Raw genomic sequence first — 23,464 nt, forward strand, 5'->3', positions numbered from 1 at the left:
ATGCGCATCGCCGTTGGTGGCATCCACACCGAGTGCAGCACCTATTCGCCCGTCCTGATGACGGAAGAAGATTTTCGTGTCCTGCGTGGGCAAGCGTTGCTGGAAGCAGAGTATTTCAGCTTCATGAAGGCTGAGGGCGTCGAGCACATGCCGCTGGTGCATGCGCGGGCCGTGCCCGGTGGCCCCGTGTCGCGCCCGACATACGAGGCGTTCAAGGTGGAGTTCCTTGAGAAGCTAAGCGCCACCTTGCCGATCGATGGCCTCTATCTCGCCATGCATGGCGCCATCAAGGTCGACGGCATGGATGATGCCGAAGGCGACTGGATTTCGGCGGCGCGTGCTGTCGTCGGTCCGGATTGCCCGATTGCGGCGAGCTACGACCTGCACGGCAATGTCAGCCAGAGGATTATCGATCAGCTCGATATCTTTGCCGCCTATCGCACCGCGCCGCATATCGACACGCCGGAAACCATGACTCGCGCCTGGTCGATGCTTGTCTCGGCATTGAGAAGCGGATCCCGTCCGGGTATTGCCTGGGCTCCGGTTCCCGTGCTTTTGCCCGGGGAATGCACCTCGACGGAGGACGAGCCGGCGAAGTCGCTTTATGCGCAACTGCCTGACATGGACCAACGTCCCGGCGTTCTCGACGCCAATCTGATGGTCGGTTACGTCTGGGCCGACGAGCCGCGGGCGACCGCCTGCGCGGTCGTCACCGCGACCGATAGGACAGCAGCCAAGCAGGCGGCGGAAGAGATTGCCGCCGGCTACTGGGCGCAGCGGAGAAACTTTCGCTTCGGCCCGGTGACTGGGCCGCTCGACGAAATGCTCGATATCGCCGAACGGGCGACGACGACCCCGATCATCCTTGCCGACTCGGGCGACAACCCGACGGGCGGTGGCGTCGGCGACCGTGCCGATGTGCTGAAAGCTCTGCTGGCGCGCAGTTGGCGCGGCGCCCTGATTGCCGGCATCACCGACCGGCCCGCGGTCGAAGCCTGCTTTGCCGCGGGTGTCGGTGAAACGCTGATGCTGAAGATCGGCGGCAGCCTCGACCCGGCAAGCCCATGCGCCGAGATGCTGGTCGAGGTCGTCAGGCTCGACGATCCGGGTGCTGAGCGGGAGCGGCAGGCGGTGGTGCGCGTCGGCGCCATCGAAATCGTCATTGCCGCGCGCCGCAGGCCCTATCACGATATCGAGGATTTCCGGCGCCTGGGGCTCGATCCACAGGCGGTGCGGCTGCTCGTCGTCAAGTCGGGTTACCTGTCGCCGGAACTTGCGCCAATCGCCAACCCCAATCTGATGGCTTTGACCGAAGGTGTCGTCAACCAGGGCATCTCCGGCCTTGCGAGCCTGCGCCGTCAGCGGCCGGCTTACCCGTTCGATCAGGATTTTGGGTTTGAGCCTGTCGCCCGCTTCTCGTCCCGCTGGTCGAGCGACGGCTGAGGCTTCACTATCCGCATTTGCCTGTCCGAGTTTTCGGGTAGGCCCTTCCTTGGCAGCGCCCCGGTCTATTGGGCCGGTAAACAACGCTGTGACGCCTTCACTTGCTGCATATTCTGTCCTTAAATCGACCGTGATTTAAGGGATTGTGCGATATCCTCCACCCGCTTCGCGGACACGTTCTAGCATGACTTCCACCATTTTCAGCGCTATGCGCAACCCGGCCATGCGGATCAGCATGCTGGCGATCTTCCTGTTTGGCTTTGCGGGTGCCGCGACGTCACCCTACCAGTCCGTCGTCGGCATCAACGAACTGGGCCTGAGCGACGCTCTCTATTCGCTGCTGATCCTTCTCGCCTCGACGGTCAATGTCATCGTCAGCGTTTCGATCGGCATCCTGGCCGACCGCGTAGGCAACTATCGGCTGCTGATGTCGACTGCGATCCTGTTCGGCGTCGTTGGCTACGGTATTGTCTATCTACTGCCGCATCAGATGAGTTTTGTCGTCAGCGTCTTGTTGCTGTTGCCGATCTACGGCGCGGTTTACACGCTGCTCTTTGCCAATGTCCGCAGTATTGCGCGCCGGATGAGCGGCCATGACGCCGCGTCGCTGACGACGGGGGCACGTGCCGCCATCTCGCTCGCGTGGGTTCTGGTACCGGGACTGGTCGGCTTTGCCCTGGCGGGCGGGGAGAGCATGCTGCCCGCCTATCTGCTTGCCTGCCTGGGCTGCACCGCCAATCTGCTGATCGTGTTCTTTTCGCTGCCCAACGAAGGCGGCGTTGATCCGTCGCTCGGCAAGCGGCTTTCCTATTGGACGTCGTTCCGCGAGATCCTGGCGCCGCGTATCTTCCTGCGGGTGATTGCCGTTGCGACGATCACGTCGACGCTGCACGTCAACTCCGCCGTGTTGCCGCTGATCATGACCGATGAGGTCGGTGGAAGCGTCACTGATATCGGCATTATCGTCGGTATCGTCGCGTTCCTGGAGGTTGTTTTCATTTTCGTCTGGGCGCGCATCCAGTTGAGCCTCGTGCCGTACAAGGCGCTGGCGTTGGGCACGGCCATCTATATCGGCTACATGGTCCTCCTCAGCTTTTCCACGGCCACCTGGCAGATCTACGCGCTAACCCTGATCAGCGCCTTTGGCGCAGCAGCGCTGATCACCATTCCGATCAGCTCTTTGCAAGACCTGATCGCCGACCGTCCGGGACTGGGAAGTTCACTGATCGCGGTGAACCTGTTCCTCAGCGGCGGGCTTTGCGCGGGGCTTTTCGCGCTGGGTACGCGGATCAGTAACTATTCCGGCACGGCGCTGCTCGGCGGTGCTGGGGGGCTTGTCGGGTTGGTCCTGCTGTTGGCCCTCGACGGCGACAAAAAGGGAAAGAGGACGGTCAGCCGCGAACCGGGTTAGTCCCAGGGCTCATCGACAAATGTGCAGGTGAATTTGGTTTGATTGTCCTGGAGACATCTTTTGATCGACGAGGATCATGATCCTCGCGATGAAGCGAGAGAAGTCGGCCTTGCTGGAGTTGAAGGTGACTATCCCCAGCGCATGCGCCTGGGCCTGAGCCACGCAGGTTGCCAATTCCTGATCGGGGACATTGCTGTTTGCAACGACGACGGCTTGTTCAAACCGCCCTTCCGCAGAATAGCTCACGGCAGAGGCGCAGTTTCCAGCACCGCTTCCCGCGGTGTCGTTGAGCAATTTGTTGTAGTAGGCGTCGAAGCCGAAATCTTCAATTTTGCTAAGGTTGACCCGGCCGTTCTGGATGACATCTTCTCTAAATATGACACCGATGGTGTTTCTTCCGAGCCCCGGCTGGGCTCGCACTTCGATTCCGGCACTGATGGCGAGCATTTGAATTGTTGAGAAGACCACGTCCCTCTTCTTGGTCTCCCCTTGGCTCATTCCGACGCCGATAAACTCCGGGAAGGCGGTAAAATGCCGTTCGCCGTTGCGAACAGGGCCGAAGAAACTCACGGTCTGAGCGAGCGCAGACGAGGCAACAAAGACGCTCGTAAGAAGCCCGGTGGCAAACATCAAATGTCTAATGGTTCTTCTCCTGTTCCTGCCCCAACGCATGAAGCCTTCTCATCAAAAACCAGCGCGCGGGTGAGCGAACGGAGACGTCCTGTAACGCGTCGCGGGCAATGCGATGGCATCTCGATTTTTTTAGCATTGCTATCCACGGCTGCAAGGCGCCGGGGCCAGGAAGACGCACTCCTGACACCAGTCTCATCAAAAAGTGATAGGGGCGCCTTTCGGCGCCCCTATCTGTAGGTCCTTGAGTGTGTCGGTCGGTCGCGGGTCAGTTGCCGAGAATGCCCGGCAGACGCAAGCCTTTTTCCTTGGCGCAATCGAGCGCGATCTCGTAGCCAGCGTCGGCATGGCGCATGACGCCGGTCGCCGGGTCGTTCCAGAGAACGCGCTCCAGGCGCTTGGCCGCATCATCCGTACCATCGGCGCAGATGACGACGCCCGAATGCTGCGAGAAGCCCATGCCGACGCCGCCGCCATGATGCAGCGACACCCAGGTGGCGCCCGAAGCGGTGTTGAGCAGGGCGTTCAGAAGCGGCCAGTCGGAAACGGCGTCCGATCCGTCCTTCATCGCTTCCGTCTCGCGGTTCGGCGAAGCGACAGAACCGGAGTCGAGATGGTCGCGGCCGATGACGACAGGAGCCTTCAGTTCGCCGTTCTTGACCATTTCGTTGAAGGCGAGGCCGAGGCGGTGGCGGTCGCCGAGGCCGACCCAGCAGATGCGCGCCGGCAGGCCCTGGAAGGAGATGCGCTCGCGCGCCATGTCCAGCCAGTTGTGCAGATGCTTGTTGTCGGGCAGCAGTTCCTTGACCTTGGCGTCCGTCTTGTAGATGTCTTCCGGATCGCCGGACAGGGCCGCCCAGCGGAACGGGCCGATGCCTCGGCAGAAGAGCGGACGGATATAGGCCGGAACGAAGCCCGGGAAGGCGAAGGCGTTTTCGAGGCCTTCTTCCTTGGCGACCTGGCGGATGTTGTTGCCGTAGTCGAAGGTCGGGATGCCCATGTCCTGGAAGGCGATCATCGCTTCCACATGCTCGCGCATCGAAGCGCGTGCTGCCTTTTCGACAGCCTTCGGGTCGCTTTCGCGCTTGGCCTTCCATTCGGCCATCGTCCAGCCCTTCGGCAGGTAACCGTTGACCGGGTCGTGTGCCGAAGTCTGGTCGGTGACCATGTCGGGGCGGATGCCGCGGCGCACCATCTCCGGAAGGATCTCGGCAGTGTTGCCGAGCAGGCCGACGGACTTCGCTTCGCCGTTCGCAGTCCAGCGGGCAATGATCTCCATCGCCTCGTCCAGCGTCTCAGCCTTCTCGTCGAGGTAGCGGGTGCGAAGGCGGAAATCGATCGAGTCCGGATTGCATTCGACGGCAAGGCACGATGCGCCGGCCATGACGGCCGCGAGCGGCTGGGCGCCGCCCATGCCGCCGAGACCACCGGTCAGCACCCACTTGCCCTTCAGGTTGCCGCCATAGTTCTGGCGACCGGCTTCCACGAAGGTTTCGTAGGTGCCCTGCACGATGCCTTGCGTGCCGATGTAGATCCACGAGCCGGCGGTCATCTGGCCGTACATGGCAAGACCCTTCTTATCCAGCTCGTTGAAGTGATCCCAGTTCGCCCAGTGCGGCACGAGGTTGGAGTTGGCGATCAGAACGCGCGGGGCGTCCTTGTGAGTGCGGAAGACGCCGACCGGCTTGCCGGACTGCACCATCAGTGTCTCGTCGTCGTTCAGGTCCTTGAGCGTCTCGACGATCTTGTCGAAATCGGCCCAGGTGCGCGCCGCCCGGCCGATGCCGCCGTAGACGACGAGTTCGTGCGGGTTTTCCGCGACGTTCGGGTCCAGGTTGTTCATCAGCATGCGCAGCGGCGCTTCTGTCAGCCAGCTCTTCGCATTGAGTGTCGTGCCCTGGGGGGCGCGCACGTCGCGAATGTTGTGGCGCGGATTGTTCATGGTCATGCCTCGCTCCCTGTCTGTGTCTTGAGGTCAAATGCGATGGTTTCGATGCGTTCCAAGATGGCCTTCAACGGTTCGCGGAGCCGTGCGCTCCGGTTGGCGTCGAGCGCAAACGGTGGCTCTTCGGCGGCCAGGTGGGTCGATTGCGCGAGTTCCATCTGGATCGCGTGCACGCCGGTTTCCGGACGGCCATAGTGGCGGGTGGTCCAGCCCCCCTTGAATCTGCCATTGAGGATGCTGCTGTAACCCTCAGCCACCGCTGCAATATCGGCCGTCGCCTTCTCGATCTCCGGCGCGCAGGTCTTGCCCATGTCGGTGCCGATGTTGAGATCCGGCAGTTTGCCATCGAAGAGGAACGGGATGTGCGAGCGGATCGAGTGGCAATCATAGAGCACGACGACGCCATGGATCGCCTTGACGCGCTCGATCTCGGCGGCGAGCGCTGTGTGATAGGGCGCGTGGAACGTCCGGAGCCGCTCGGCGATATCGGCTTCGGTCGGCGCCTCTCCGTCTTTCCAGATCGGTTTGCCGTCGAAATCCGTATCCGGGATCAGACCGGTCGTATTCTGGCCGGGGTAGAGACTGACGCCTTCGGGATCGCGATTGGCGTCTATCACGTAGCGATGGAAGGTCGCGCGAACGACGGTGACGTCCTTCAGGAGGCCGTCATAGAGCTCGTGGATATGCCAGTCGGTATCGGCGAGGATCCGGCCGTTGTCGTTCAGACGGTCCCAGATCGCAGCCGGCACTTCGGTGCCCGTATGCGGAAAACCGAGGATGACCGGGGAGTTGCCTCGTTTGACTTCGAAGACCGCCATCTCAGGCCTCCAGGCCCGGCAGGATGCCGGCAGAGACGGCAGCGTTCAGGCGGCCGGAGGCGATGAGATCGCCAGCAGCCTTGAGATCATTGGCCATGTAGCGGTCTTCTTCGATCGTCGGCGAAACGGCGCGAAGCGCGGCAGCGGCCTTTTGCAGTTCGGGGCTCGTCGCCAGCGGGGCGCGGAACTCGACGCCCTGGACGGCGGTCAGCGCTTCGATGCCGATGATCGAGAACAGGTTTTCGGTCATCAGCAGCAGGCGGCGTGCACCGTGGCAGGCCATGGAGACATGGTCTTCCTGGTTGGCCGAGGTCGGCGTCGAGTCGACGGACGCCGGATGCGAGAGCTGCTTGTTCTCGGACATCAGCGCCGCCGAGGTGACTTCCGCGATCATCAGACCGGAGTTCAGGCCCGGCTTCTTGGCGAGGAAGGCCGGCAGGCCGTAGGAGAGGGCAGGGTCGACGAGCAGCGCGATACGGCGCTGCGAGATCGCGCCGATTTCACAGACAGCAAGCGCAATCTGGTCGGCTGCAAAAGCCACCGGCTCGGCGTGGAAATTGCCGCCGGAGACGACCGAGTTGTCCGAAAGAACCAGCGGATTGTCGGTGACGGCATTGGCTTCGGTCTCGAGCACGCGGGCGACCGAGCGCAGGAGGTCGAGGCAGGCGCCGTCGACCTGCGGCTGGCAGCGGATGCAGTAGGGATCCTGTACGCGCTCGTCGCCTTCGATATGGCTTGCGCGGATTGCGGAGCCCGCGAGCAGCGCCCGCAGCGCAGCTGCCGTATCGATCTGGCCGCGATGGCCACGGAGCGTGTGGATATCGGGATGGAAGGGTGCAGAAGAGCCCATGGCTGCGTCGGTCGACATGGCACCGGTAACCAACGCTGCCTGCGCAGCGCGGTGCGCGCGGAAGAGACCTGCGAGCGCGAGCGCCGTCGAGGTCTGGGTGCCGTTGATCAGCGCCAGGCCTTCTTTGGCGGCCAGCACGACCGGCGTCAGGCCGGCGGCGGACAGCGCTTCGGTGCCGGACATGCGACGTCCTTCGAAGAAGGCTTCGCCGTGACCCATCATGACTGCGGCCATGTGGGCGAGCGGCGCGAGGTCGCCGGAGGCGCCGACCGAGCCCTTTTCGGGGATGACCGGGATGACGCCTTTTTCGAGCATGGCTTCGATCAGCCGTACGAGTTCGAGCCGGACGCCGGAAGCGCCGCGGCCGAGCGAGACAAGCTTCAGCGACAGGATCAGACGCACGACGTTTTCTGCGAGCGGCTCCCCGACGCCGCAGCAATGGGACAGGATCAGGTTGCGCTGCAGTGTCGCGACGTCGGCACTGTCGATCTTGATCGAGGCGAGTTTGCCGAAGCCGGTGTTGATGCCGTAGACCGGCGCGTTGCCAGCGACGATCTCGGCGATGCGGCCGGCCGCCTTTTTGATACCAGCGTCAAACGACGGGTCGAGACGGGCGGGTTCGCCAGTCCAGTAGATGGTTTCGAGGTCGCGAAGGGGCACGGAGCCCGGGTGTAGAATGATGGTCATTGACCAGTCCTTTGCCCTCTGAAGATGCGTTCATGAAGTGGATTGAAGCCGATGCGGTAGACGAGCTCGGCGGGATCCTCGATGTTCCAAAGCGCGAGATCGGCCGATTTGCCGACCTCGATGGTTCCTGTCTCGGCGAGCAAGCCGAGGGCGCGGGCAGCTTCACGCGTCGTACCGGCGAGGCATTCGGCAACCGTCAACCGGAAGAACGTCGCCGACATGTTCATGGTCAGAAGCAGCGAGGTCAGCGGCGAAGTGCCGGGATTGCAATCCGTGGCGATCGCGATATGTGCGCCGGCGTCGCGCAACGCCTGGACCGGTGGCAGGCGCTCTTCGCGCAGCGCATAGAAGGCGCCGGGCAAAAGCACGGCGACCGTGCCGGCCCTGGCAAGCGCTGCGGCGCCTTCGGCGTCGAGATATTCGAGATGGTCGGCCGAGAGCGCGCCGTAGGAAGCTGCGAGCTTGGCACCGCCGAGGTTGGAAAGCTGTTCGGCGTGGAGCTTGACCGGCAGGCCGAGTGCCCTTGCGCGGTCGAAGACACGGGCGATCTCAGCGGTCGAGAACGCGATGCCCTCGCAGAACCCGTCGACTGCGTCGACCAAACCTTCGCCATGGGCCGCGTCGAGGCCTGGCAGAACCACGTCGGTGATGTAGTCGCCGTTCCGCCCCCTGTAGTCGGCCGGCGTCGCGTGGGCGGCGAGGTAGCTGGTGACGACGCGCACCGGACGGAGCGTTTCGAGCTTGCGGGCGGCGCGCAGCATGTTGAGTTCAGCCGTGACGTTCAGCCCGTAGCCGGACTTGATTTCAACGGTCGAAACTCCTTCGCAAAGGAGCGTGTCCAGGCGCGGCAGGGCGCTTTCGACGAGTTGATCGACGGACAGCGCATTGGTTGCCTTCACTGAGGAAACGATGCCCCCGCCAGCGCGCGCGATCTCTTCGTAGGTTGCGCCTTCGAGCCGCATCTGAAACTCACGGGCGCGGTTGCCGCCATGAACGAGATGGGTGTGGCAGTCGATGAGGGCGGGCGTCATCACGCGGCCCTGGCCGTCGGTTGCTTCGAGGCCGCGTGAGAACTCGGCCGGAAGATCACCCTCCGGACCGGCATAGGCGATGCGCCCATTGACGACTGCGACGGCTGCATCCTCGACGAGACCAAGCCCCTCGACGGTTTCGCCGAGCGTCACGAGACGCACGTTGCGCCAGATGCCGGATGCCTGATTGCTGGTCGAGATTTGGGTCATAAGGTCGCCTCCACTGGATATAATGTATATACATATTAATTTGCTCCACAAGAGGAAATTTATGGAGCTCTCGGAAAAGGAAAGGGCGATCGGGTCGCCAGACCACGATGAAGTAGCTGAGGAGATTGCTTTAGAAATCTGATTTCGCGGAATATTTCGGCCGGACGCCGTACCTCCGGCGCATGCAAAAAGAATGGCCCCAAACCTGAGGTTCGGGGCCATTGCCTGCATATCTTGAGAATGCTCGTTGCGATGCGCGCTAGCGACTCGAGGCCTATCGGTCGCGAAGGCGGGCCGCGCTAGGCCGCGTGATCCGCCTTGATACGCAACCGTTCAACGACCTCGACAAAGCGATTGCCGGCGATTTCCAACCGACCGCTGTTATCGATTACGCTGACGCCGGGGCCTGAGGTTACATCGGGCGCCAGGCGGCTGAGACGTCGTAACACCTCTTCCTCGCTTTCACGGCCGCGTTCGGCAAGCCGTTTCGCGAGCACCGGCGCTTCTGCCGTGACGACGACGACGGCGATTTCGCCGAAGGCTTCACGGAACGCCGGCAGGGCACCGCGGCTGCCGTTGACGATCGCCGTCATGCCGTTCCGGACATTCTGGAGCACCGCGGACGGGATGCCGTATTTCAGGCCGTGCGCATCCCAGTAGACGGCAAAGGCGCCGTCATTCTGCATGTCGACGAACTCATCCTCCGAGACGCTTTCATGCACTTCACCGCCGGCATCCGACGGGCGGGTGATGACACGACGGACGAAATGCACATCGTGACAGTCGGTAAAATGTCGGGCGGCAAAGCCCATGACGCTGTCCTTGCCGGCGCCGCTCGGGCCGACGACGACGACGAGCGCGCCCTGTTCGTTCGCGCTCATGCGACACGCCGTCCTTCGCGCCAGACGGAGCGTACGACCGGGATGCCTTCCTTGCGGTGCACGCGGGCGATATCGGCGCGCAGGCCAACGGCAACGCGGCCGCGGTCATTGAGACCGACGGTGCGGGCCGGCGTCGAGGTCACCATGGCGATTGCTTTCGGTAGGTCGATGGATTCGATTTCGTCCGAAAGTACGAAGGGTGCGTGGATCAGGCTGAAGGGCACATAGTCCGACGACAGCACGTCGAGCACGCCGCGCTCCGCCAGGTCGCGGGCAGCGATGTTGCCGGAGTGCGACTTGCCGCGCACGATGTTCGGCGCACCCATGAGTACACTCAGACCTGCGCGGTGCGAGGCTTCGGCAGCTTCGAAGCTCGTCGGGAACTCGGCAAGCTTGATGCCGAAGCCGATCGATTCTTCGACGTGATCGACGGTCGCGTCGTCATGGCTGGCAATGGTGATGCCGCGGGCGGCGCAATCCTGGGCAAGGGCTGTGCGGTGCGGGCCGGCATATTTTGCCGAAAGCGCCTGCTGGCGCTCGACGAAGCGGGCGAATTCCTCGTCCGAGAAGCCGCGCTTGGATTTGTAGTAGAGCGTGTACTGGTCCATCGTCTGGAACTGGCGCTGACCGGGGGCGTGGTCCATCAGCGAGACGAGCCTGACCTGCGGGTCGCTCTGGAAGTCCTCGTAGTGATCGAGCACGTCGGAGGTCGAAACCTCGCAGCGGAGGTGGATCAGGTGGTCGGCGCGCAGGCGGCCTTCTTCCTTGGCCTGTGCCAGCGCGTCGGCCATGCTGCGCATCTCGCCCTTCTGGAAGCCGCCGTCCTCGTCGGAGCCGAGGCGCAGGCAGTCGAAGACCGTGGTGATGCCGGAGGTGACCACCTGTGCGTCATGAGCCTGGATCGCCGCGATCTTCAACCAGCGTACACCCGGGCGCGGCGAGTAGTGGGCTTCGAGGTGGTCGGTGTGCAGTTCGATGAGGCCAGGGATCAGATAGTCGCCTTCGAAGTCCTCACCGCTGGCAACCGTGCCCTCGGAAATGTCGGCAATCTTGCCGTCGCGGATCAGCACCGAACCGTCGAGGACACTATCCTCGAGGACGATGCGGGCGTTGGTCAAAACCTGTTCTTTGCTCATCTCATGCGATCTTTAGTTGGGTGTCGCTGCCGAGCGGCAGCAGGGAGCGGACAGTAAAGGGTGCGCCGCGCTCCGGTTCGACGAAGAGTGCGACTGACGTAACGTGAAGCGGCTTTCCGGTGTGTTCGGCAAAGGTCGTTTCGAGTGCCCGGCGCATGAAATCGCTGTTCTCGGCGGGCACTGGACCGGTCAAGGTCAGATGAAACTGAAATTCTTCGAAAACATAGGGATAGCCCCATTCCCGCAGGTAGCGCCGCTGGCGCTCAGGCAGACTTTCCGGCTTGCGGCGGACGAAATCGGCATCCGACAGCGGCGCGCGGAAGGGATCAAAGCGATGAACAGCGTCCTCGGCGAGGCCCTGCAGTTCTGTGGAAGGAGCCGAAGGAACGAGGGCAAAGAACGGACCGAGTTGATGGAGAACGATCTGCGGGATCTCGAAGGGATCGAGGTCGGCGGCGAAGCATTCGAAGATGCTCAGCAGTTCGTCCTCGTCCCGGCCTTCTGCAAGCTCGAAGGGGGCTTTCAGCGTGCCGTGAAAGCCGTAGCGCCGTGGATCGCTCGTCAGTGCGCGCTGCACCTCTTGGTCGAGGCCGGCAATCGCCGGGGCATCGAGATCCTCGCCGGTAAAGGCGTCACGGCCAAGCCAACGGGACGCGGTCTGCGACAGCCGGTCGTCCGCCGGCGGCGCGAAATAGATTGCATAGCGCACGGTCTTCACTTTCTTGTAGCGACCGGCCCGCCTGGGCGGCGGGTCGATTGTTTGCGGGATGCGATGCGCAGCTAGCCGATTTCCATGACAACATCATGATGGCGGACGCGCAAATGCCTGGCAGTCGTCAATGTGCCTTGCTGCCCATCAGGCGCGAACGGCACGCGTTCGAGATGCTGTCGAAAATAAAGACAACCAGCAAGATCAGAAGCACCATGTAGGCGACATTTTCCCAATCGGAATTGGTGCGCATTGCTTCCCAGAGTTTGAGGCCGATGCCGCCTGCACCGACAGCGCCAATGATCGTCGCCGAGCGGGTGTTTGATTCCCAGAAATAGAGGGCCTGGCTGGCAAAAACCGGCAACACTTGCGGCAGCACGCCGAAGCGCTGCACGGCCAGAGGCGCAGCACCCACCGACTTCACGCCCTCGCGCTGTTTGTCGTCGATGTTCTCCAGCGCCTCCGAATAAAGCTTTCCAAGCGTTCCCGTGTCGGTGAAGAAGATCGCCGAGATACCCGCCAGCGGTCCCGGGCCGAAGGCGCGGGTGAAGAACAGCGCCCAGATGAACATGTCCACCGATCGCAGGAAGTCGAAGAAGCGCTTGACCAACTGATTGGTCATAAAGCTCGGTGTGATGTTGCGGGCGGCAAGGAAGCAGAGCGGGAAGGCGATCAGCGACGCAAAGAGCGTGCCGACGAAGGCCATGACGACGGTCTGCAGGAGCTTCGTCCAGACATCCAGATGCTGCCACTCGGCATTGTAGAGGATGTTGTTCCAGGCGAGTGAAAGATTGGAACGCGCCGGATCGATCCGCTCGCCGGACATGATGAGCGAAGTGACTTCGCCGTAGCTCTTGCCGAAGAAGGGCGAGTTGGTATCGAAGAGGAAATTCGCCCAGCCGAAGAAGCGGTTGCGGATGGAAACCTCGTCACCTTCGACTTCCGCCCAGCCGGTGGCGCCAAAAGCAAGCACGATCTTCTCGCCGGGGCGCTTCTGCGTTGCCCAGGTGGGCAGCGTTCCCTGCGGTGTCACTCTGTCGGCGCCGTCTACGGCCATCACCAAGGTCTCGCCGCCATGGGTTGCCTTGACCAGGCTGTCGGCGATCTCGATCCTGGTCGAGCGGTCATAGGTAACAACGACGCGCGTCAGCACCTCTTCCGTTCGGGTTTCGACCCGGTTCGGAGCTTCGGCGGTGGTCGCGCCCCCCAGTGCAGAGCCTGGCGTCATGAAGCTGAAGGAAGAGCTTGCCTTCGGCTTTGCCGCCTGTGTTGCCGAAGCCGGAATTTCAACGCGGCGCGTTACCGTTTCCTTGTCGAGTTCGACCCAGTCCGGACTGGGGTTCGGTCCGAGCGGCGAATTTCGTTGATAATTGAGGCTCATCGTCCGGTCAGGGGCGATGTGGATTTCCGGGCGTACCTCGTAGGAAACCCAATCGGCGAGGTAGGTGCCGGCGATGCCCCAGTTGGCATTGCCCAGCACCTGTCCGATCGAGAAGAACCACCAGCTGAAGATGAGATATACGATGATACCGCCGGTAACCGCTGCCGTGCGTACGCGCTTGGAGGTAGAGGATTTCAGGAGTTCTGGATGGCGGTTCGCGATCGCATCCATTTCCATCGGGTTCAATCGTGTGGTCGTGGTCATGCGTGCACCTACTGGGCCAGCTGGAAGGACTGTTCGCCAACAAGGCGACGGCGGAGCCAGGCGGAAAACTGGTCGACAGCGAAAATGGTCGCGAAAAGCAGAATGACGATCGCAAGCGTTTTCGCCTGGTGGCCCTGGCCGATCGAGAGGCGCAGCAACTCGCCGATGCCACCGCCGCCGACGGCGCCGATGATGGTCGAGGCGCGCACATTAATCTCGAGGCGCAGGAGGAAATAGCTGGTGAAGTTCGGCAGTACCTGCGGCACCATGCCGAACCAGACGCGCTCGATCCAGTTGCCGCCGGCGGCGCGCAGGCCTTCGTCGGGTTTCATGTCGGCGTTTTCGACCACTTCGTAGAAGAGCTTGCCGAGCGCACCGATCGTATGGATCGAGACCGCAGCGATCGCGGGAATGGGCCCGAGCGAAAGGATCGCGAGGAAGAAGCCGGCAATTACGACTTCCGGAAAGGCGCGCAGGATCTCCATGATGCGGCGAACAAAGCCACGGATCCAGGGGTTGGGCATCAGGTTGCGCGCGGCGAGGAAGCAAAGCACGAAGCCGAGTGCGGTGCCGATGACAGTGGAGAAGATCGCGATGTTCACGGTCTCCAGCATCTTGTGCACATATTCGGGAATGTAGAAGCTCTCGGTCAGGTAGAGCCGGCCTTCGGGATAGTTGTACTTGAAGCTGCCGTCGTCATAGGGCGAGGGCAGGTCGAACATGGCGCGGAAGATTTCCAGCCCGTCACGCGGCGCGAGGTCTCCGACGAAGTCGAAGAAATGCGGCAGGCGATCGAAGAACTTGCCGGCGTTGGAATCGTTGGCGAACCAAAGCGAGCCCGAAAGAGCCAGGAAGAGAACGCCGAAGCCGAGCCAGGAATAGAGCCTACGGCGGGAACTGAGTTCCTGCCAGTGGCGCTCAATGACGGCGCCGTTGTCGCTCAGATGCCGCGGGAGCAGGGAAGTTGCCATGATCGTTCCGGCTCGCGCCGGCCTCTATGGCATTTCCAGGAAAGCGCCATGCGGCCTTCCATCAGGAAATGCGTGAAAACTAAGCGATAGACATCCGCTGAGGATGGGCGCGGAGCACCCCTTCAAACAAGGAAACGCTGGCCGTTTGGGCGGCCAGCGTTCCCAAGGTATGCGGTCTATCAGCCGCCGATCGTTGCCTTGCGGGCGTCGATGATCGGCTTGTAGAAGTCGACGTTGACTTCGGTGAAGCCGGTGAAATCGCCACCCTGGATGGCCGAGAAGCACGCGGCGTCGGTCTTCGGCAGGTCGAGCATGAACTGCTTGAACTTCGCCTTCATGTCGTCGTTCATCGAGGTGCGCACGACGACCGGGCCATTCGGGATCAGCGGCGACTTCCAGAGTTCGACCAGGTCGTTCATGTCGAGGATGCCCTTGTCGACCATCTTCTTCAGGTTGCCCGAGGTGTAGCCGTCCTTGAATTCGCCGACGCCCGAGCCGAAGGTCGTGCCGGCATCGAAGGTGCCCTTGACGACTTCGAGAACCAGGTTTTCGTGACCGCCGCCGAAGCCGGTCTCACCGAAGAATTCCTTGACCGGCGCGCCGATTGCTTCCGGCAGGGTAACGAGCGGGACGAGGTAGCCAGAGGTCGAGTCCGGATCGGCGAAGCCGAGCTTCTTGCCCTTCAGGTCTTCGAGCTTGGTGATGCCGGAATCCTTGCGGGCAACCATGATCGAGTGGTAGCCGGTCGAGCCGTCGGTCTGAACGGTCGTCAGGATCGGCTCGACGGCGTCAGCCTTGGCCAGATAGATCTTGGCGTAGCCGGAAGCGCCGAGTTCGGCGTAGTCGAGCGTGCCGCCGAGCAGGCCCTGGATAACGCCGTCATAGTCGGCAGCCGGGAACAGCGAGACCTTCTCGACGCCGATCGCAGCCGGCAGCTTGTCGACGAGGCACTGGAAGTTGCGCAGGCGGTCGGCTTCGTTTTCGCCGCCGAGGATGCCGATGCGGAAATCCTTGAGGTCTTCAGCCTGTGCGTGGCCGACGAGGGCGAGGAGAGCGACGGCGCTCAGAAGAGCTTTTTTCAGCATAAGGTTCTCCCGTGTGTCCGGCTCGGCCGGATCTATTGGGTTTCAAAGAGGTGCCCTTGACGCGGGCTTTCGATCCTGGCGGGCGTCAGATGCCGGCCAGTGCCAGCGGCTTGAGGCCGGCCGATGCCGTTTCTTCCTGCGGCTCAGCCGCCGGAATGTTGATGCTGGTGGAGGTCATCGATTCCTCGATGCCCGTATCGGCGCCGTAGATCTCAGCAACGGCTGCCGCCGTCAGATCCTTGGGCTGACCGTCGAAGACGACGCGGCCGTGCGCCATGCCGATGATGCGTTCGCAATAATTGCGCGCGGTATCGAGCGTATGAAGGTTGGTGATGACTGTGATGCCGTCGCGCTCGTTGATGTCACGCAGCGCATCCATGACGATCTTGGCGTTCAGCGGGTCAAGCGAGGCGATCGGCTCGTCGGCGAGCAGAACCTTCGGCTGCTGCATCAGGGCGCGGGCGATCGCGACGCGCTGTTGCTGGCCGCCGGAAAGCGTGCCGGCCGGCTGCAGGGCCGTCTGCTCGATCCCGAGGCGTTCCAGCGCGCCGATCGCCATGATGCGTTCTTCGCGGGTGAACATGTTGAGGATGCTTAAGACCGTCGAACGGTGGTTGAGGCGGCCGAGCAGCACATTGGTGAGCACGTCGAGGCGCGGCACCAGGTTGAACTGCTGGAAGATCATGGCGCAGTCGCGCTGCCAGTTGCGAAGCGCTGCGCCGCGAAGCGACGAGACCTCGGTGCCGTCATAGACGATCGAGCCCGAAGACAGGTCGACGAGGCGATTGATCATGCGCAGCAGCGTCGACTTGCCGGCGCCCGAGCGGCCGATTACGCCGACCATCTGGCCTTGGGGAATGTCGAAGGTAACCGAACTCACGGCTGTCCTCTTGCCGAACTGGCGGGTTACACTCTTCAACTGAAACATTTCTAGCAGGTCCTCTTTCGGGGAGACCGGTCATCGGTATGACACCTGCCATAGCGGCGCTTCATGAAAGCGAAATGTCAGTTTGTTGTAAGTTCTGTTACAGTTCACGCCCACGCGGGCTGGGTTAATCAAATGTGAACGTCGCAGCCCGGGCGCAGGCGCGATTGGTCACCTTCCGCGTGATTGCGTGCTGATCCGAATGGGATCGGGGCGGTAGCCAGGGCGCTCCCGGGGCGCTACCGCCGCGTGATTCCTAGCCCTCGGTGCCAGGCTCCAAGGTTGCCCCCGGAACATAGAGGGCGATCGGCCGGATCTCGTAGATCGCGGTAGGATTGCTGCGCCGCAGCTCGCGTGCAGCCGCTATGGCTGCGTCGATCGTCGGAAAGTCCACGACGTAGAGGCCCAGCAGTTGCTCTTTGGTCTCGGCGAAAGGTCCGTCGGTGACGATGCCTTCGCCCTGGCCCCTGAGCGTCACCGCACCTTCGGCAGGCCCGAGCCGCGCGGCCGGTCCGAAGGCTTTCTGCTGAACGAAGCGCTCATGAACCTCGAGAAGGTCGGACATCAGGGCCGCGTCCTCTTCCGCGCTCCAGGATTCGACCACGCCTGCCGTGTGGTAAGCCAAGATTGCATAATACATGAACCGTCCTCCCGGACGTATTCCTGTCAGGTTTCGCTGGCGGCTTCAATCGGCGCGCGAGGTTCGTGGCCACAACTCTCGCTTGGAAATCAGCCCCAGGACGCGGCGGCCCAACGACAGGCCTGGGCGGCGATGCGCGAACTGCGCTTGAGCTGACCCTGCGCCGCGGCTTGGCGCGCTCTCCAGACAAGGCCGCGGGCGAGCGAACGGGCGAGTTCGCGCCCCGGCGGAAAACTGCCGCTGAGCGAGCGCAGTCCTTCGTCGATCAGGGCATTCCCGAAGACCTCGTCGCAGTCGTATTTCGATCCAGTCGCGCGCCGGAGGATGCGCTTTTCATAGGGCGTCAGCGGACTCCGGCTTTGCTCAAGAGCGCGACCGAAGTCGGAGATGGCGATGTCCCAGCGCTTCTTGCGGGCCATGATCGCACCCCGCTGCAGGAGCGCGCTGCGCTCTTCATCGCCACTCTCGATGCGCCGCGACGGCAGATAGTCGGTGAGCGGCAAGGTCTGGTGCAAACGATCGAAGATCAGCGCATCATTGCTGATCCAGTTTTGATCGCGTCGCTGCGCCTGGAAACGGCTCGCCGCCGGTCCCCGGTCGCCGTCGTGCAGGCGCTGGTGAAAGATGACATTGGCGGTCGAAGCCGCCTTGCCGAGGAGAGAAAGCCTGATCAGCATGTCGTAGTCCACGGATCGCGGCAGTGCTTCATCGAATGCCCCGGCAGCGTCATAGAGGCTGCGGCGGACGAGCATGCCAGGCTGGTGGACGAAGAAATCCTCAAGCGTGGCGATCAGGAATTCGTTCGTCGGACAGTCGTTCCAGTAGCCCGTGTCCAGGAACTTGGCGGCGCCATCCTTTTCGTGCTGGAAACGCACATAGCGCCCGTAGGCGATGCCGGCCGATGGATCGGCCTCGAAGACCTGCATGAGATCACCGAGCGCCGTGGGGCAAACAACGTCGTCGTCATCGACGATCCAGACGAACTGCCCCCTGCTTTTCTGCAGCCCGGCGTTCAATGCACGCGCCTTGCCGGCATTGGCCTGTTCTATCACCTCGATCCGGTTTCCGTATCGGGCAAGCACGTCAGCCGTTTCGTCGGTCGAGCCATCGACGACGACGATAATCTCGTCATCGCGTCCAATCTGCGGCAACAATGCATCGAGCGAAGCTGGTAGATATTGGGCCCGATTGTAGGTGGGAACAATGATGGAGATGCGGGCGCCGTTGCGAGATACGTCCGATAACTTCATGCCTTGTGCTCCTCCTCAATGGCAGCCTCCCCTCTTGGCGCCTTCCCAGTTCCCCAAGCTTCTTTCGGGGCGATCGATGCACCTTCAACGTGTGAAGCGTTGATAAAATGGCGGGCCGCCCTCAATTTCGACAACAAGCCAAAATCTATCGTGAGATAGAATGCAGGCTCGTTTCGATCGCTGAAAGTCTTTGTCCTTAAATCGACCGCGTTTTGAGGACAAAGACCTGCGGCAAAGCAGCTATATCGACCGCAACGCGTCTCATGACGTGCGGTGTTGTGGTTCGTGAGCTGAATGACGGAAGGCATTTCTATTGAGCCGTGCAGTAAAACTGACCGGGCAAGCCATCTGGGCTTCATTGGGCCAATTGGCGCAGGCGTTGCTTGCAACCATCAGCACCATCATCCTGGCGAGAATCCTCGGCGCCGAAACCTATGGTGTCTTTGCTCTGGGGCTGCTGATCGTCGGCTTCGCCGAGATCTTCGTCGGGGGACACGCGGCCGACATCGTCGTGCAGAAACCGGACGCCACGACCGGACATCGCAATGCGGCCTTCGCGGCTCTGGTTGTCATCTCCGTTCTCTCGGCAATCGTCATCGGTGTCAGCAGTGGGGTGGCCTCAGCCTTCTTCGAGGCGCCGCAGCTCAAGGCGCCGCTGCTTGCGATGCTCGTCCTGCCAATCCTCACGGGGCTGGCAAGCGTCCCCAACCAGATCCTCGTGCGGCGCCTGCAGTTCAACGAGCTTGCCCGCATCGGGGCGGTATCGGGTGTGCTGGCGGTCGCGGTCGGCGTTGTGCTGGCGATATCGGGCGCCGGTATCTGGAGCCTCGTCATCATGGAGATCGTGCGGCGCTCGGTGAACCTGATCATGCTGATTCCCGCAGCGCGCTGGTCGCCCGGTTTCGGCTTTGTCCGCCAGGAAGTCATCGATGTGCTGCGCTTTGCATCCCGCAGGGTCGAGAACAACGGACTGACCTACATCTCCCAGAACGCCCTGCCGCGACTATTCATCGGCCAGTGGCTCGGGACGGAAGCGCTCGGCCTTTTTGCGGTTGCCCGCCGGCTGCTCGACCAGTTGCACAATATTCTGAGTGGCCCCGTTGCCGCGGTCGCCTTTCCGGCAGCATCGCAATTGCAGCATGACCGCGAGCGGCTCGCCAAGCTGATCGATACGTCGGTCCGGCTGACCACCTGGGTGTTCTGGCCAGTCGTTCTCGGCGTTGCGATGATCGCACCGATCCTCGTGCCGCTGGCCTTCGGCGAGGGGTGGGCCGAAGCTGTCCCGGTACTGCAGGTACTCGCTCTTGGAACCTTGCGGGCGCCGGTCTCGAGCTTCAACACGGCCGTGCTGGTGGCCTTCGGGCGCATGGGGTCGGTCTCCTTTATTTCGGTGCTGTCGATCGTGCTGGGTGTCGCCTTCCTTTTCGTCGGCGTCCAATACGGCCTCGTCGGCGTCGCAGCCGCGCTGTCGCTGAGGCAATGGGCACTTTGGCCGGTGGGCGCCATGCAGGTCTATCGCGTGTCCGCCCTCCATCCCCTGGGGCAGCTGCGCACGCTCTTCGTCGCCGCGATGCCATCGCTGATCATGGCGGGCGCCGTCTGGACTGCCGGGCGGATGATCGATGGCCTTGCGCCCGTCCTGATGCTCTGCCTGCAGGTTGCGATCGGTGTCGTTGTGTATGGAGTGGCCTGGGCGGCCTTCAATCCGCGCGAGACTGTGCTTGTGTTCAAGGCGGCCTTTGACGTCATCCGCGGGGATTGGGCTTCGGCGAAATCGCGGATTCCACTCATTCTCGGAACGATGTCTGCTCCATAAACAGGGGCGCGCGTCCAAAGCAGACCAGTGGTTCGGTGAGCTTAGCCTGCCTCGAAGGACCTGTGGCGTTGTGATGCGCGAATTCGCTCCAGTCGGTTTGGGCTGATGGTGCCCTTTGCAGCGAAGAAATCGCGCACTTCCTGGCGCAAGAGCATCGGCTCGTGAAACTGGATGAGGTTGGGATTGGCGAGTGCCGCATTGCCCTCAATCACGATCGGACCTTTCTCGGTCAAGGCCACATCCCAGCCAACATAGGCGAGCCCCGCGATCGAGCGCGTACATGCGAGCGCCAGCGTCTTGATGTCGTTCCAATGCGGGATGGTCATGCCGCCGATGCGAGTGCCGGTCTCGGGGTGGCGGGGGAGCGTGGTTCGGCTTGGGCCGCCGTCATCGGAAATCGCATCGGAGAGCGCGCCGCTTTCCAGCTCGATCAGGGATACGATCCCCCCGGCCTTGAAGTTGTCTGTCGGTCGTGAGCGCTCCGTTCCGAACCGGTGGGCCGCCCCGAGCAGTACGGTCGTTCCGGACGCCTCGTCGTGGCCGACCAGAACCCGGATCGTGTTGACGGCAGCCGGATAGATCGCCGACGCGTAGGGGTGCTGCACCACCGCGGCCTCGAGCAAGAAGCGGCCGTGCCGATCGACCTCGTCGATCGATGAAATGCGTTTCACGCCGCGGCCGCCGCTGCCGTCGACCGGTTTTGCGATCATGGCGCAGCCTTCAACGTCCGCCCTCGGCAACGGGCCGCCTTCGGGGGTGGTGGCACGGCCGTCCTCGATGAGCCCGATCAACTGCGGGCAGGCCCCCGGGAAGCTTCCGGAGCGCACCCATTCATGAAACCGGAGCTTGTCGCCGAGCAGCGCCATGGCTTCGGTGCTGTTTAGCCGCGGCAGCCGGGCCTCCGCCTCGAGATCGGTCAGAAACAGGTGAGAGTCGAACCGGTCGAGCGGATACAGCCAGGCGCGGTTGGAGAGGAAGCCGCGGCTCATCAGCCGCAGATTGGGAAGGCCGCGATTTCCGCGCCGCTCCAGCGCCCAGAAGTGCTGCAGCAGCGAGAGGCGGTGGCGTACCACGCCGAAGATCGGGAGCGGGCCCATCAGAGCGGGCCATCCTTGGCTCTTGGAATGTAGCGGGCAAAGATCCGGCGCAGTTGCGGCTCATCGAGCAGGCGGTCGTAAAGCTGAAAGAAGCGCAGGCTCGGGTGGGCGTTGCCTTCGATGACGGTCGGTCCTTCGGGCGTTACGGCGATGTCCCAGCCGACATAGTGCAGATACGGAAAGGCGCGGCCGAGATCCTCGACAAGCCGCAGGACCGCGGGCCAGTGGGCAATCTCGACATCGGCAATCGTCGTTTGCGTGTCCGGATGCACATCGTGATAGCGGACAAGATTGCCGTCCGCGATTGATAAGGCCCGGGATAGCCGGCCTGTTTGCAGGTCGACTTTCGAGACCAGTCCGCCGGCGCTGAAATTATCGACCGGCACCGAGCGGGCGCCGCCAAAGCGGTGAATGGCCGCGGCTGCGACCGGAGCGCCATCATCGTCCCGCAGCATCAGCAGACGTATGGTATTCAAGGCGTCGGGAAAGATCGTCTGCGCATAGTCGGCCTGCTGCACGAAGCTGGTCAGGATCGCATCTTCGCCGCGGTATTTGTTGACGTCGTCCATTACCGCCCCGATCTGCACGGAACGCCCCTTCGAACCCAGCGCCGGCTTGATGACGAAGCGGCCATGGGTGGCGAGTTCATCGCCGAAGGCGCGCCGGCTGTCGTCCCGCCAATGCCATCGGTCTCCGAAATAGCAGGAGAATATCTGTGGGGTCGGCAACCGCATCGAGGCAAGGAGTTCTCCGAACACTGCCTTGTTGTCGAGTACATAGGCATAATGCCCGTTCAGCCCGTGCAGGTGCTGTTCTCTTTCGCAATTGCTCACGACACCGTCGAGGTCGCCGCGTATCTGTCGATACCAATCGGCCTCCTTCGGATCGAAACCGGCCAGGATGTCCTGGATCCGCTGCAGCGGCGCCAGTTGCCGGTCGTCGGCCGAGGCACTGTCGGCCCAGTAGCGACGGGCGTGGCTTTTCAGGAAGCGAAGGCGGCGCTTGTCGATCGTTTGGTCAACCAGACTTTGCAACATCAAGCGTGGGGTCCCTTTCTTGGTTGCTCTCCAGGCAATCTCAGCAAGTCCCCGAAACGCAGTTCCCACTCATAAGGTTCGAAAATATCTGTGCCGCCTTCGGGGAAGAAGGTGATCTCGCCGAAGCGGATGCGGCCGAAGTTTTCGTAGAGGTCGACCCGGCTGAACGCGAATGGAGCGGCGAGTTCCGTCGCAATATCGAGCAGGGACCGAAGGGATTGGGGAGGTTCTATGCCGTCCGCCACAGCTGGCGCACCGCGCCGCCGCACCGGCAAAGGCTGCCAATCGGTGTCGAAGACCGTCTTGCTGCGCACGCCGTCCTTCTCGCGGATGACCATTATGAAATGTGGGCGGCCGTGGAAGCAGAAAATCTTGTATTCGCGAAGGCCGTCGGCCGCGTCCGGTTCCAGAAACGCCTCGACCAGGACACCGGGCCGGATATCGCGGTAAACAGGCTCGCGATGCCGGTACCAATGGTTGAACGCCAGGTGATCGGCGAGCTTGGCGCGGGCGGCACCCCAGTCGAACGTGTCCCGGTCACGACATATCACCACACCGCCGAAGTCGTGATTCGTCTTGAGGACGAAGGCCTCCTCTCGGATGGTCTCCGGCGTGATGTCCCTCAGCCGATAGGTGGACAGGATCGCCGGGATGAGGATATCCGGGCCGACACGCTCGGCAACATAGTCGCGCACCTTGATCTTGTCGGCGCAGATCGTCTGCAATGCGGTCGCCGGCATCAGCTTCAGCGCGTTGAGCTTTTCGCTGAGCCCTCGCGGCTCGTCGACTTGCAACTCTCTTCCCGTGCGGGCGCGATATTGCGTCTCGATGAACTCGCGGGTGCTGATCCGCCGCTCGTCGCGAAAGCGATTGGAGCGGGACCAACGGTAGAGATGGGTAAGGAGATCGGGGGCTTGCCGCGCCAGGAGCTGGCGGGAATATTCCTTCATGGTGGACATCGTCTATCCGTCACTAGAGAACCTCGATGCAGGCGGCCATTGATGATCCCATCCTTGGGCGCGCAGCAGTGCAAAGGTTTCCAGAACGATGTGGCGACACGGTGGCCGGGCCTCGGTGCAGCTCGGGCGGCTCTCGTCACTTTGGCTCATTCATCACGGAGACATATGCTCCCATCACTTCGTTTCATGGAGTTGGGCGTGCTTCTGCCCTTGACTCGTCTCTATCGATCTTTTCTAACTTATGTTGTCAGACATCTTACATAAACGGGAACCCATTGCTGACGATCA

At 62.4% G+C, this 23,464-nt stretch carries 20 protein-coding genes; 3 read left to right on the top strand and 17 right to left on the bottom strand.

All coding sequences use genetic code 11. The annotated features are described in order from the left end of the window. Together I8N66_RS11130 and I8N66_RS11135 are read left to right on the top strand one after the other, a co-directional pair. Nucleotides 1-1,443, top strand: a complete 1,443-nt coding sequence (locus I8N66_RS11130) for a M81 family metallopeptidase (RefSeq protein ID WP_291153583.1) — start codon at nucleotides 1-3, stop codon at nucleotides 1,441-1,443. 184 nt (nucleotides 1,444-1,627) lie between these two features. Further along, nucleotides 1,628-2,854: an MFS transporter gene (locus tag I8N66_RS11135; protein WP_291153586.1), complete on the top strand. Its 1,227-nt coding sequence runs from the start codon at nucleotides 1,628-1,630 to the stop codon at nucleotides 2,852-2,854. Between the two features lie 9 nt (nucleotides 2,855-2,863). On the opposite strand, the gene I8N66_RS11140 is transcribed toward I8N66_RS11135, so the two are convergent. The 14 genes from I8N66_RS11140 to I8N66_RS11205 all read right to left on the bottom strand — a co-directional run bounded on the left by I8N66_RS11140 (nucleotide 2,864) and on the right by I8N66_RS11205 (nucleotide 18,267). Further along, on the bottom strand, nucleotides 2,864-3,484 hold the full coding sequence (locus I8N66_RS11140) for a hypothetical protein (RefSeq protein ID WP_291153589.1): 621 nt from the start codon (nucleotides 3,482-3,484) through the stop codon (nucleotides 2,864-2,866). A 268-nt stretch (nucleotides 3,485-3,752) separates the two neighbouring features. Further along, nucleotides 3,753-5,426, bottom strand: coding sequence for a urocanate hydratase (gene hutU / locus I8N66_RS11145; RefSeq protein ID WP_291153662.1), 1,674 nt, complete (start codon nucleotides 5,424-5,426; stop codon nucleotides 3,753-3,755). 2 nt (nucleotides 5,427-5,428) lie between these two features. After that, nucleotides 5,429-6,247: an N-formylglutamate deformylase gene (gene hutG, locus I8N66_RS11150; RefSeq protein WP_291153593.1), complete on the bottom strand. Its 819-nt coding sequence runs from the start codon at nucleotides 6,245-6,247 to the stop codon at nucleotides 5,429-5,431. A 1-nt stretch (nucleotide 6,248) separates the two neighbouring features. Beyond that, nucleotides 6,249-7,784 carry a histidine ammonia-lyase gene (hutH, locus tag I8N66_RS11155; RefSeq protein ID WP_291153596.1) on the bottom strand — a complete coding sequence of 512 codons (1,536 nt, stop codon included), beginning with the start codon at nucleotides 7,782-7,784 and terminating at the stop codon, nucleotides 6,249-6,251. After that, entirely contained in the window at nucleotides 7,781-9,025 is a 1,245-nt protein-coding gene (gene hutI, locus I8N66_RS11160; RefSeq protein WP_291153600.1) for an imidazolonepropionase, read from the bottom strand. The genes hutH and hutI overlap by 4 nt, the downstream gene beginning before the upstream one ends. Nucleotides 9,026-9,324: 299 nt before the next feature. Beyond that, nucleotides 9,325-9,906: a phosphonate metabolism protein/1,5-bisphosphokinase (PRPP-forming) PhnN gene (phnN, locus tag I8N66_RS11165; RefSeq protein ID WP_291153603.1), complete on the bottom strand. Its 582-nt coding sequence runs from the start codon at nucleotides 9,904-9,906 to the stop codon at nucleotides 9,325-9,327. Continuing rightward, nucleotides 9,903-11,042, bottom strand: coding sequence for an alpha-D-ribose 1-methylphosphonate 5-triphosphate diphosphatase (locus I8N66_RS11170; RefSeq protein WP_291153606.1), 1,140 nt, complete (start codon nucleotides 11,040-11,042; stop codon nucleotides 9,903-9,905). Before I8N66_RS11170 ends, phnN begins: the two co-directional genes overlap by 4 nt. A gap of 1 nt (nucleotide 11,043) precedes the next feature. Next, complete coding sequence (locus tag I8N66_RS11175) at nucleotides 11,044-11,751, bottom strand: DUF1045 domain-containing protein (protein WP_291153609.1); 708 nt, start codon at nucleotides 11,749-11,751, stop codon at nucleotides 11,044-11,046. Between the two features lie 127 nt (nucleotides 11,752-11,878). Next, a complete protein-coding gene (gene phnE / locus I8N66_RS11180) occupies nucleotides 11,879-13,396 on the bottom strand; it encodes a phosphonate ABC transporter, permease protein PhnE (RefSeq protein ID WP_291153613.1) in 1,518 nt (505 codons plus the stop codon). An 8-nt stretch (nucleotides 13,397-13,404) separates the two neighbouring features. Further along, on the bottom strand, nucleotides 13,405-14,367 hold the full coding sequence (gene phnE / locus I8N66_RS11185) for a phosphonate ABC transporter, permease protein PhnE (RefSeq protein ID WP_291153616.1): 963 nt from the start codon (nucleotides 14,365-14,367) through the stop codon (nucleotides 13,405-13,407). Nucleotides 14,368-14,546: 179 nt separating this feature from the next. After that, nucleotides 14,547-15,452 carry a phosphonate ABC transporter substrate-binding protein gene (gene phnD, locus I8N66_RS11190; RefSeq protein ID WP_291153619.1) on the bottom strand — a complete coding sequence of 302 codons (906 nt, stop codon included), beginning with the start codon at nucleotides 15,450-15,452 and terminating at the stop codon, nucleotides 14,547-14,549. 85 nt (nucleotides 15,453-15,537) lie between these two features. After that, the gene (gene phnC / locus I8N66_RS11195) at nucleotides 15,538-16,380 is read right to left on the bottom strand and encodes a phosphonate ABC transporter ATP-binding protein (RefSeq protein ID WP_291153622.1); all 843 of its coding nucleotides are present in this window, start codon (nucleotides 16,378-16,380) and stop codon (nucleotides 15,538-15,540) included. 253 nt (nucleotides 16,381-16,633) lie between these two features. Further along, complete coding sequence (locus I8N66_RS11200) at nucleotides 16,634-17,017, bottom strand: YciI family protein (RefSeq protein WP_223728738.1); 384 nt, start codon at nucleotides 17,015-17,017, stop codon at nucleotides 16,634-16,636. An 89-nt stretch (nucleotides 17,018-17,106) separates the two neighbouring features. After that, nucleotides 17,107-18,267 carry a glycosyltransferase gene (locus tag I8N66_RS11205; protein WP_113535158.1) on the bottom strand — a complete coding sequence of 387 codons (1,161 nt, stop codon included), beginning with the start codon at nucleotides 18,265-18,267 and terminating at the stop codon, nucleotides 17,107-17,109. Between the two features lie 313 nt (nucleotides 18,268-18,580). Between I8N66_RS11205 and I8N66_RS11210 the strand changes: the two genes are divergently transcribed. Further along, nucleotides 18,581-20,083 carry an oligosaccharide flippase family protein gene (locus tag I8N66_RS11210; protein ID WP_291153628.1) on the top strand — a complete coding sequence of 501 codons (1,503 nt, stop codon included), beginning with the start codon at nucleotides 18,581-18,583 and terminating at the stop codon, nucleotides 20,081-20,083. A gap of 41 nt (nucleotides 20,084-20,124) precedes the next feature. Here the strand turns inward: I8N66_RS11210 and I8N66_RS11215 are convergent, their stop codons facing one another. Genes I8N66_RS11215 through I8N66_RS11225 form a run of 3 tightly spaced genes read right to left on the bottom strand, consistent with a single transcriptional unit; the run spans nucleotide 20,125 to nucleotide 23,176 of the window. Then, nucleotides 20,125-21,180: a sugar-transfer associated ATP-grasp domain-containing protein gene (locus I8N66_RS11215; protein WP_291153631.1), complete on the bottom strand. Its 1,056-nt coding sequence runs from the start codon at nucleotides 21,178-21,180 to the stop codon at nucleotides 20,125-20,127. Then, nucleotides 21,180-22,217 (bottom strand): sugar-transfer associated ATP-grasp domain-containing protein, encoded by a 1,038-nt coding sequence (locus I8N66_RS11220; RefSeq protein WP_291153634.1) that lies wholly within the window; start codon nucleotides 22,215-22,217, stop codon nucleotides 21,180-21,182. The genes I8N66_RS11215 and I8N66_RS11220 overlap by 1 nt, the downstream gene beginning before the upstream one ends. Further along, the gene (locus tag I8N66_RS11225; protein WP_291153637.1) at nucleotides 22,217-23,176 is read right to left on the bottom strand and encodes an ATP-grasp fold amidoligase family protein; all 960 of its coding nucleotides are present in this window, start codon (nucleotides 23,174-23,176) and stop codon (nucleotides 22,217-22,219) included. The genes I8N66_RS11220 and I8N66_RS11225 overlap by 1 nt, the downstream gene beginning before the upstream one ends. Between the last annotated feature and the right edge of the window lie 288 nt (nucleotides 23,177-23,464).

Origin of the sequence: Ensifer sp. SSB1 (assembly GCF_016652895.1) — a bacterium.
In the GTDB taxonomy this organism is placed as follows: Bacteria; Pseudomonadota; Alphaproteobacteria; order Rhizobiales; family Rhizobiaceae; genus Ensifer.

Coding starts and splice junctions, on each gene's coding strand:
- I8N66_RS11130 (WP_291153583.1), top strand. CDS start 1: ATGCGCATCGCCGTTGGTGGCATCCACACCGAGTGCAGCACCTATTCG.
- I8N66_RS11135 (WP_291153586.1), top strand. CDS start 1,628: ATGACTTCCACCATTTTCAGCGCTATGCGCAACCCGGCCATGCGGATC.
- I8N66_RS11140 (WP_291153589.1), bottom strand. CDS start 3,484: ATGTTTGCCACCGGGCTTCTTACGAGCGTCTTTGTTGCCTCGTCTGCG.
- hutU (WP_291153662.1), bottom strand. CDS start 5,426: ATGAACAATCCGCGCCACAACATTCGCGACGTGCGCGCCCCCCAGGGC.
- hutG (WP_291153593.1), bottom strand. CDS start 6,247: ATGGCGGTCTTCGAAGTCAAACGAGGCAACTCCCCGGTCATCCTCGGT.
- hutH (WP_291153596.1), bottom strand. CDS start 7,784: ATGACCATCATTCTACACCCGGGCTCCGTGCCCCTTCGCGACCTCGAA.
- hutI (WP_291153600.1), bottom strand. CDS start 9,025: ATGACCCAAATCTCGACCAGCAATCAGGCATCCGGCATCTGGCGCAAC.
- phnN (WP_291153603.1), bottom strand. CDS start 9,906: ATGAGCGCGAACGAACAGGGCGCGCTCGTCGTCGTCGTCGGCCCGAGC.
- I8N66_RS11170 (WP_291153606.1), bottom strand. CDS start 11,042: ATGAGCAAAGAACAGGTTTTGACCAACGCCCGCATCGTCCTCGAGGAT.
- phnE (WP_291153613.1), bottom strand. CDS start 13,396: ATGACCACGACCACACGATTGAACCCGATGGAAATGGATGCGATCGCG.
- phnE (WP_291153616.1), bottom strand. CDS start 14,367: ATGGCAACTTCCCTGCTCCCGCGGCATCTGAGCGACAACGGCGCCGTC.
- phnD (WP_291153619.1), bottom strand. CDS start 15,452: ATGCTGAAAAAAGCTCTTCTGAGCGCCGTCGCTCTCCTCGCCCTCGTC.
- phnC (WP_291153622.1), bottom strand. CDS start 16,380: ATGTTTCAGTTGAAGAGTGTAACCCGCCAGTTCGGCAAGAGGACAGCC.
- I8N66_RS11200 (WP_223728738.1), bottom strand. CDS start 17,017: ATGTATTATGCAATCTTGGCTTACCACACGGCAGGCGTGGTCGAATCC.
- I8N66_RS11205 (WP_113535158.1), bottom strand. CDS start 18,267: ATGAAGTTATCGGACGTATCTCGCAACGGCGCCCGCATCTCCATCATT.
- I8N66_RS11215 (WP_291153631.1), bottom strand. CDS start 21,180: ATGGGCCCGCTCCCGATCTTCGGCGTGGTACGCCACCGCCTCTCGCTG.
- I8N66_RS11220 (WP_291153634.1), bottom strand. CDS start 22,217: ATGTTGCAAAGTCTGGTTGACCAAACGATCGACAAGCGCCGCCTTCGC.
- I8N66_RS11225 (WP_291153637.1), bottom strand. CDS start 23,176: ATGTCCACCATGAAGGAATATTCCCGCCAGCTCCTGGCGCGGCAAGCC.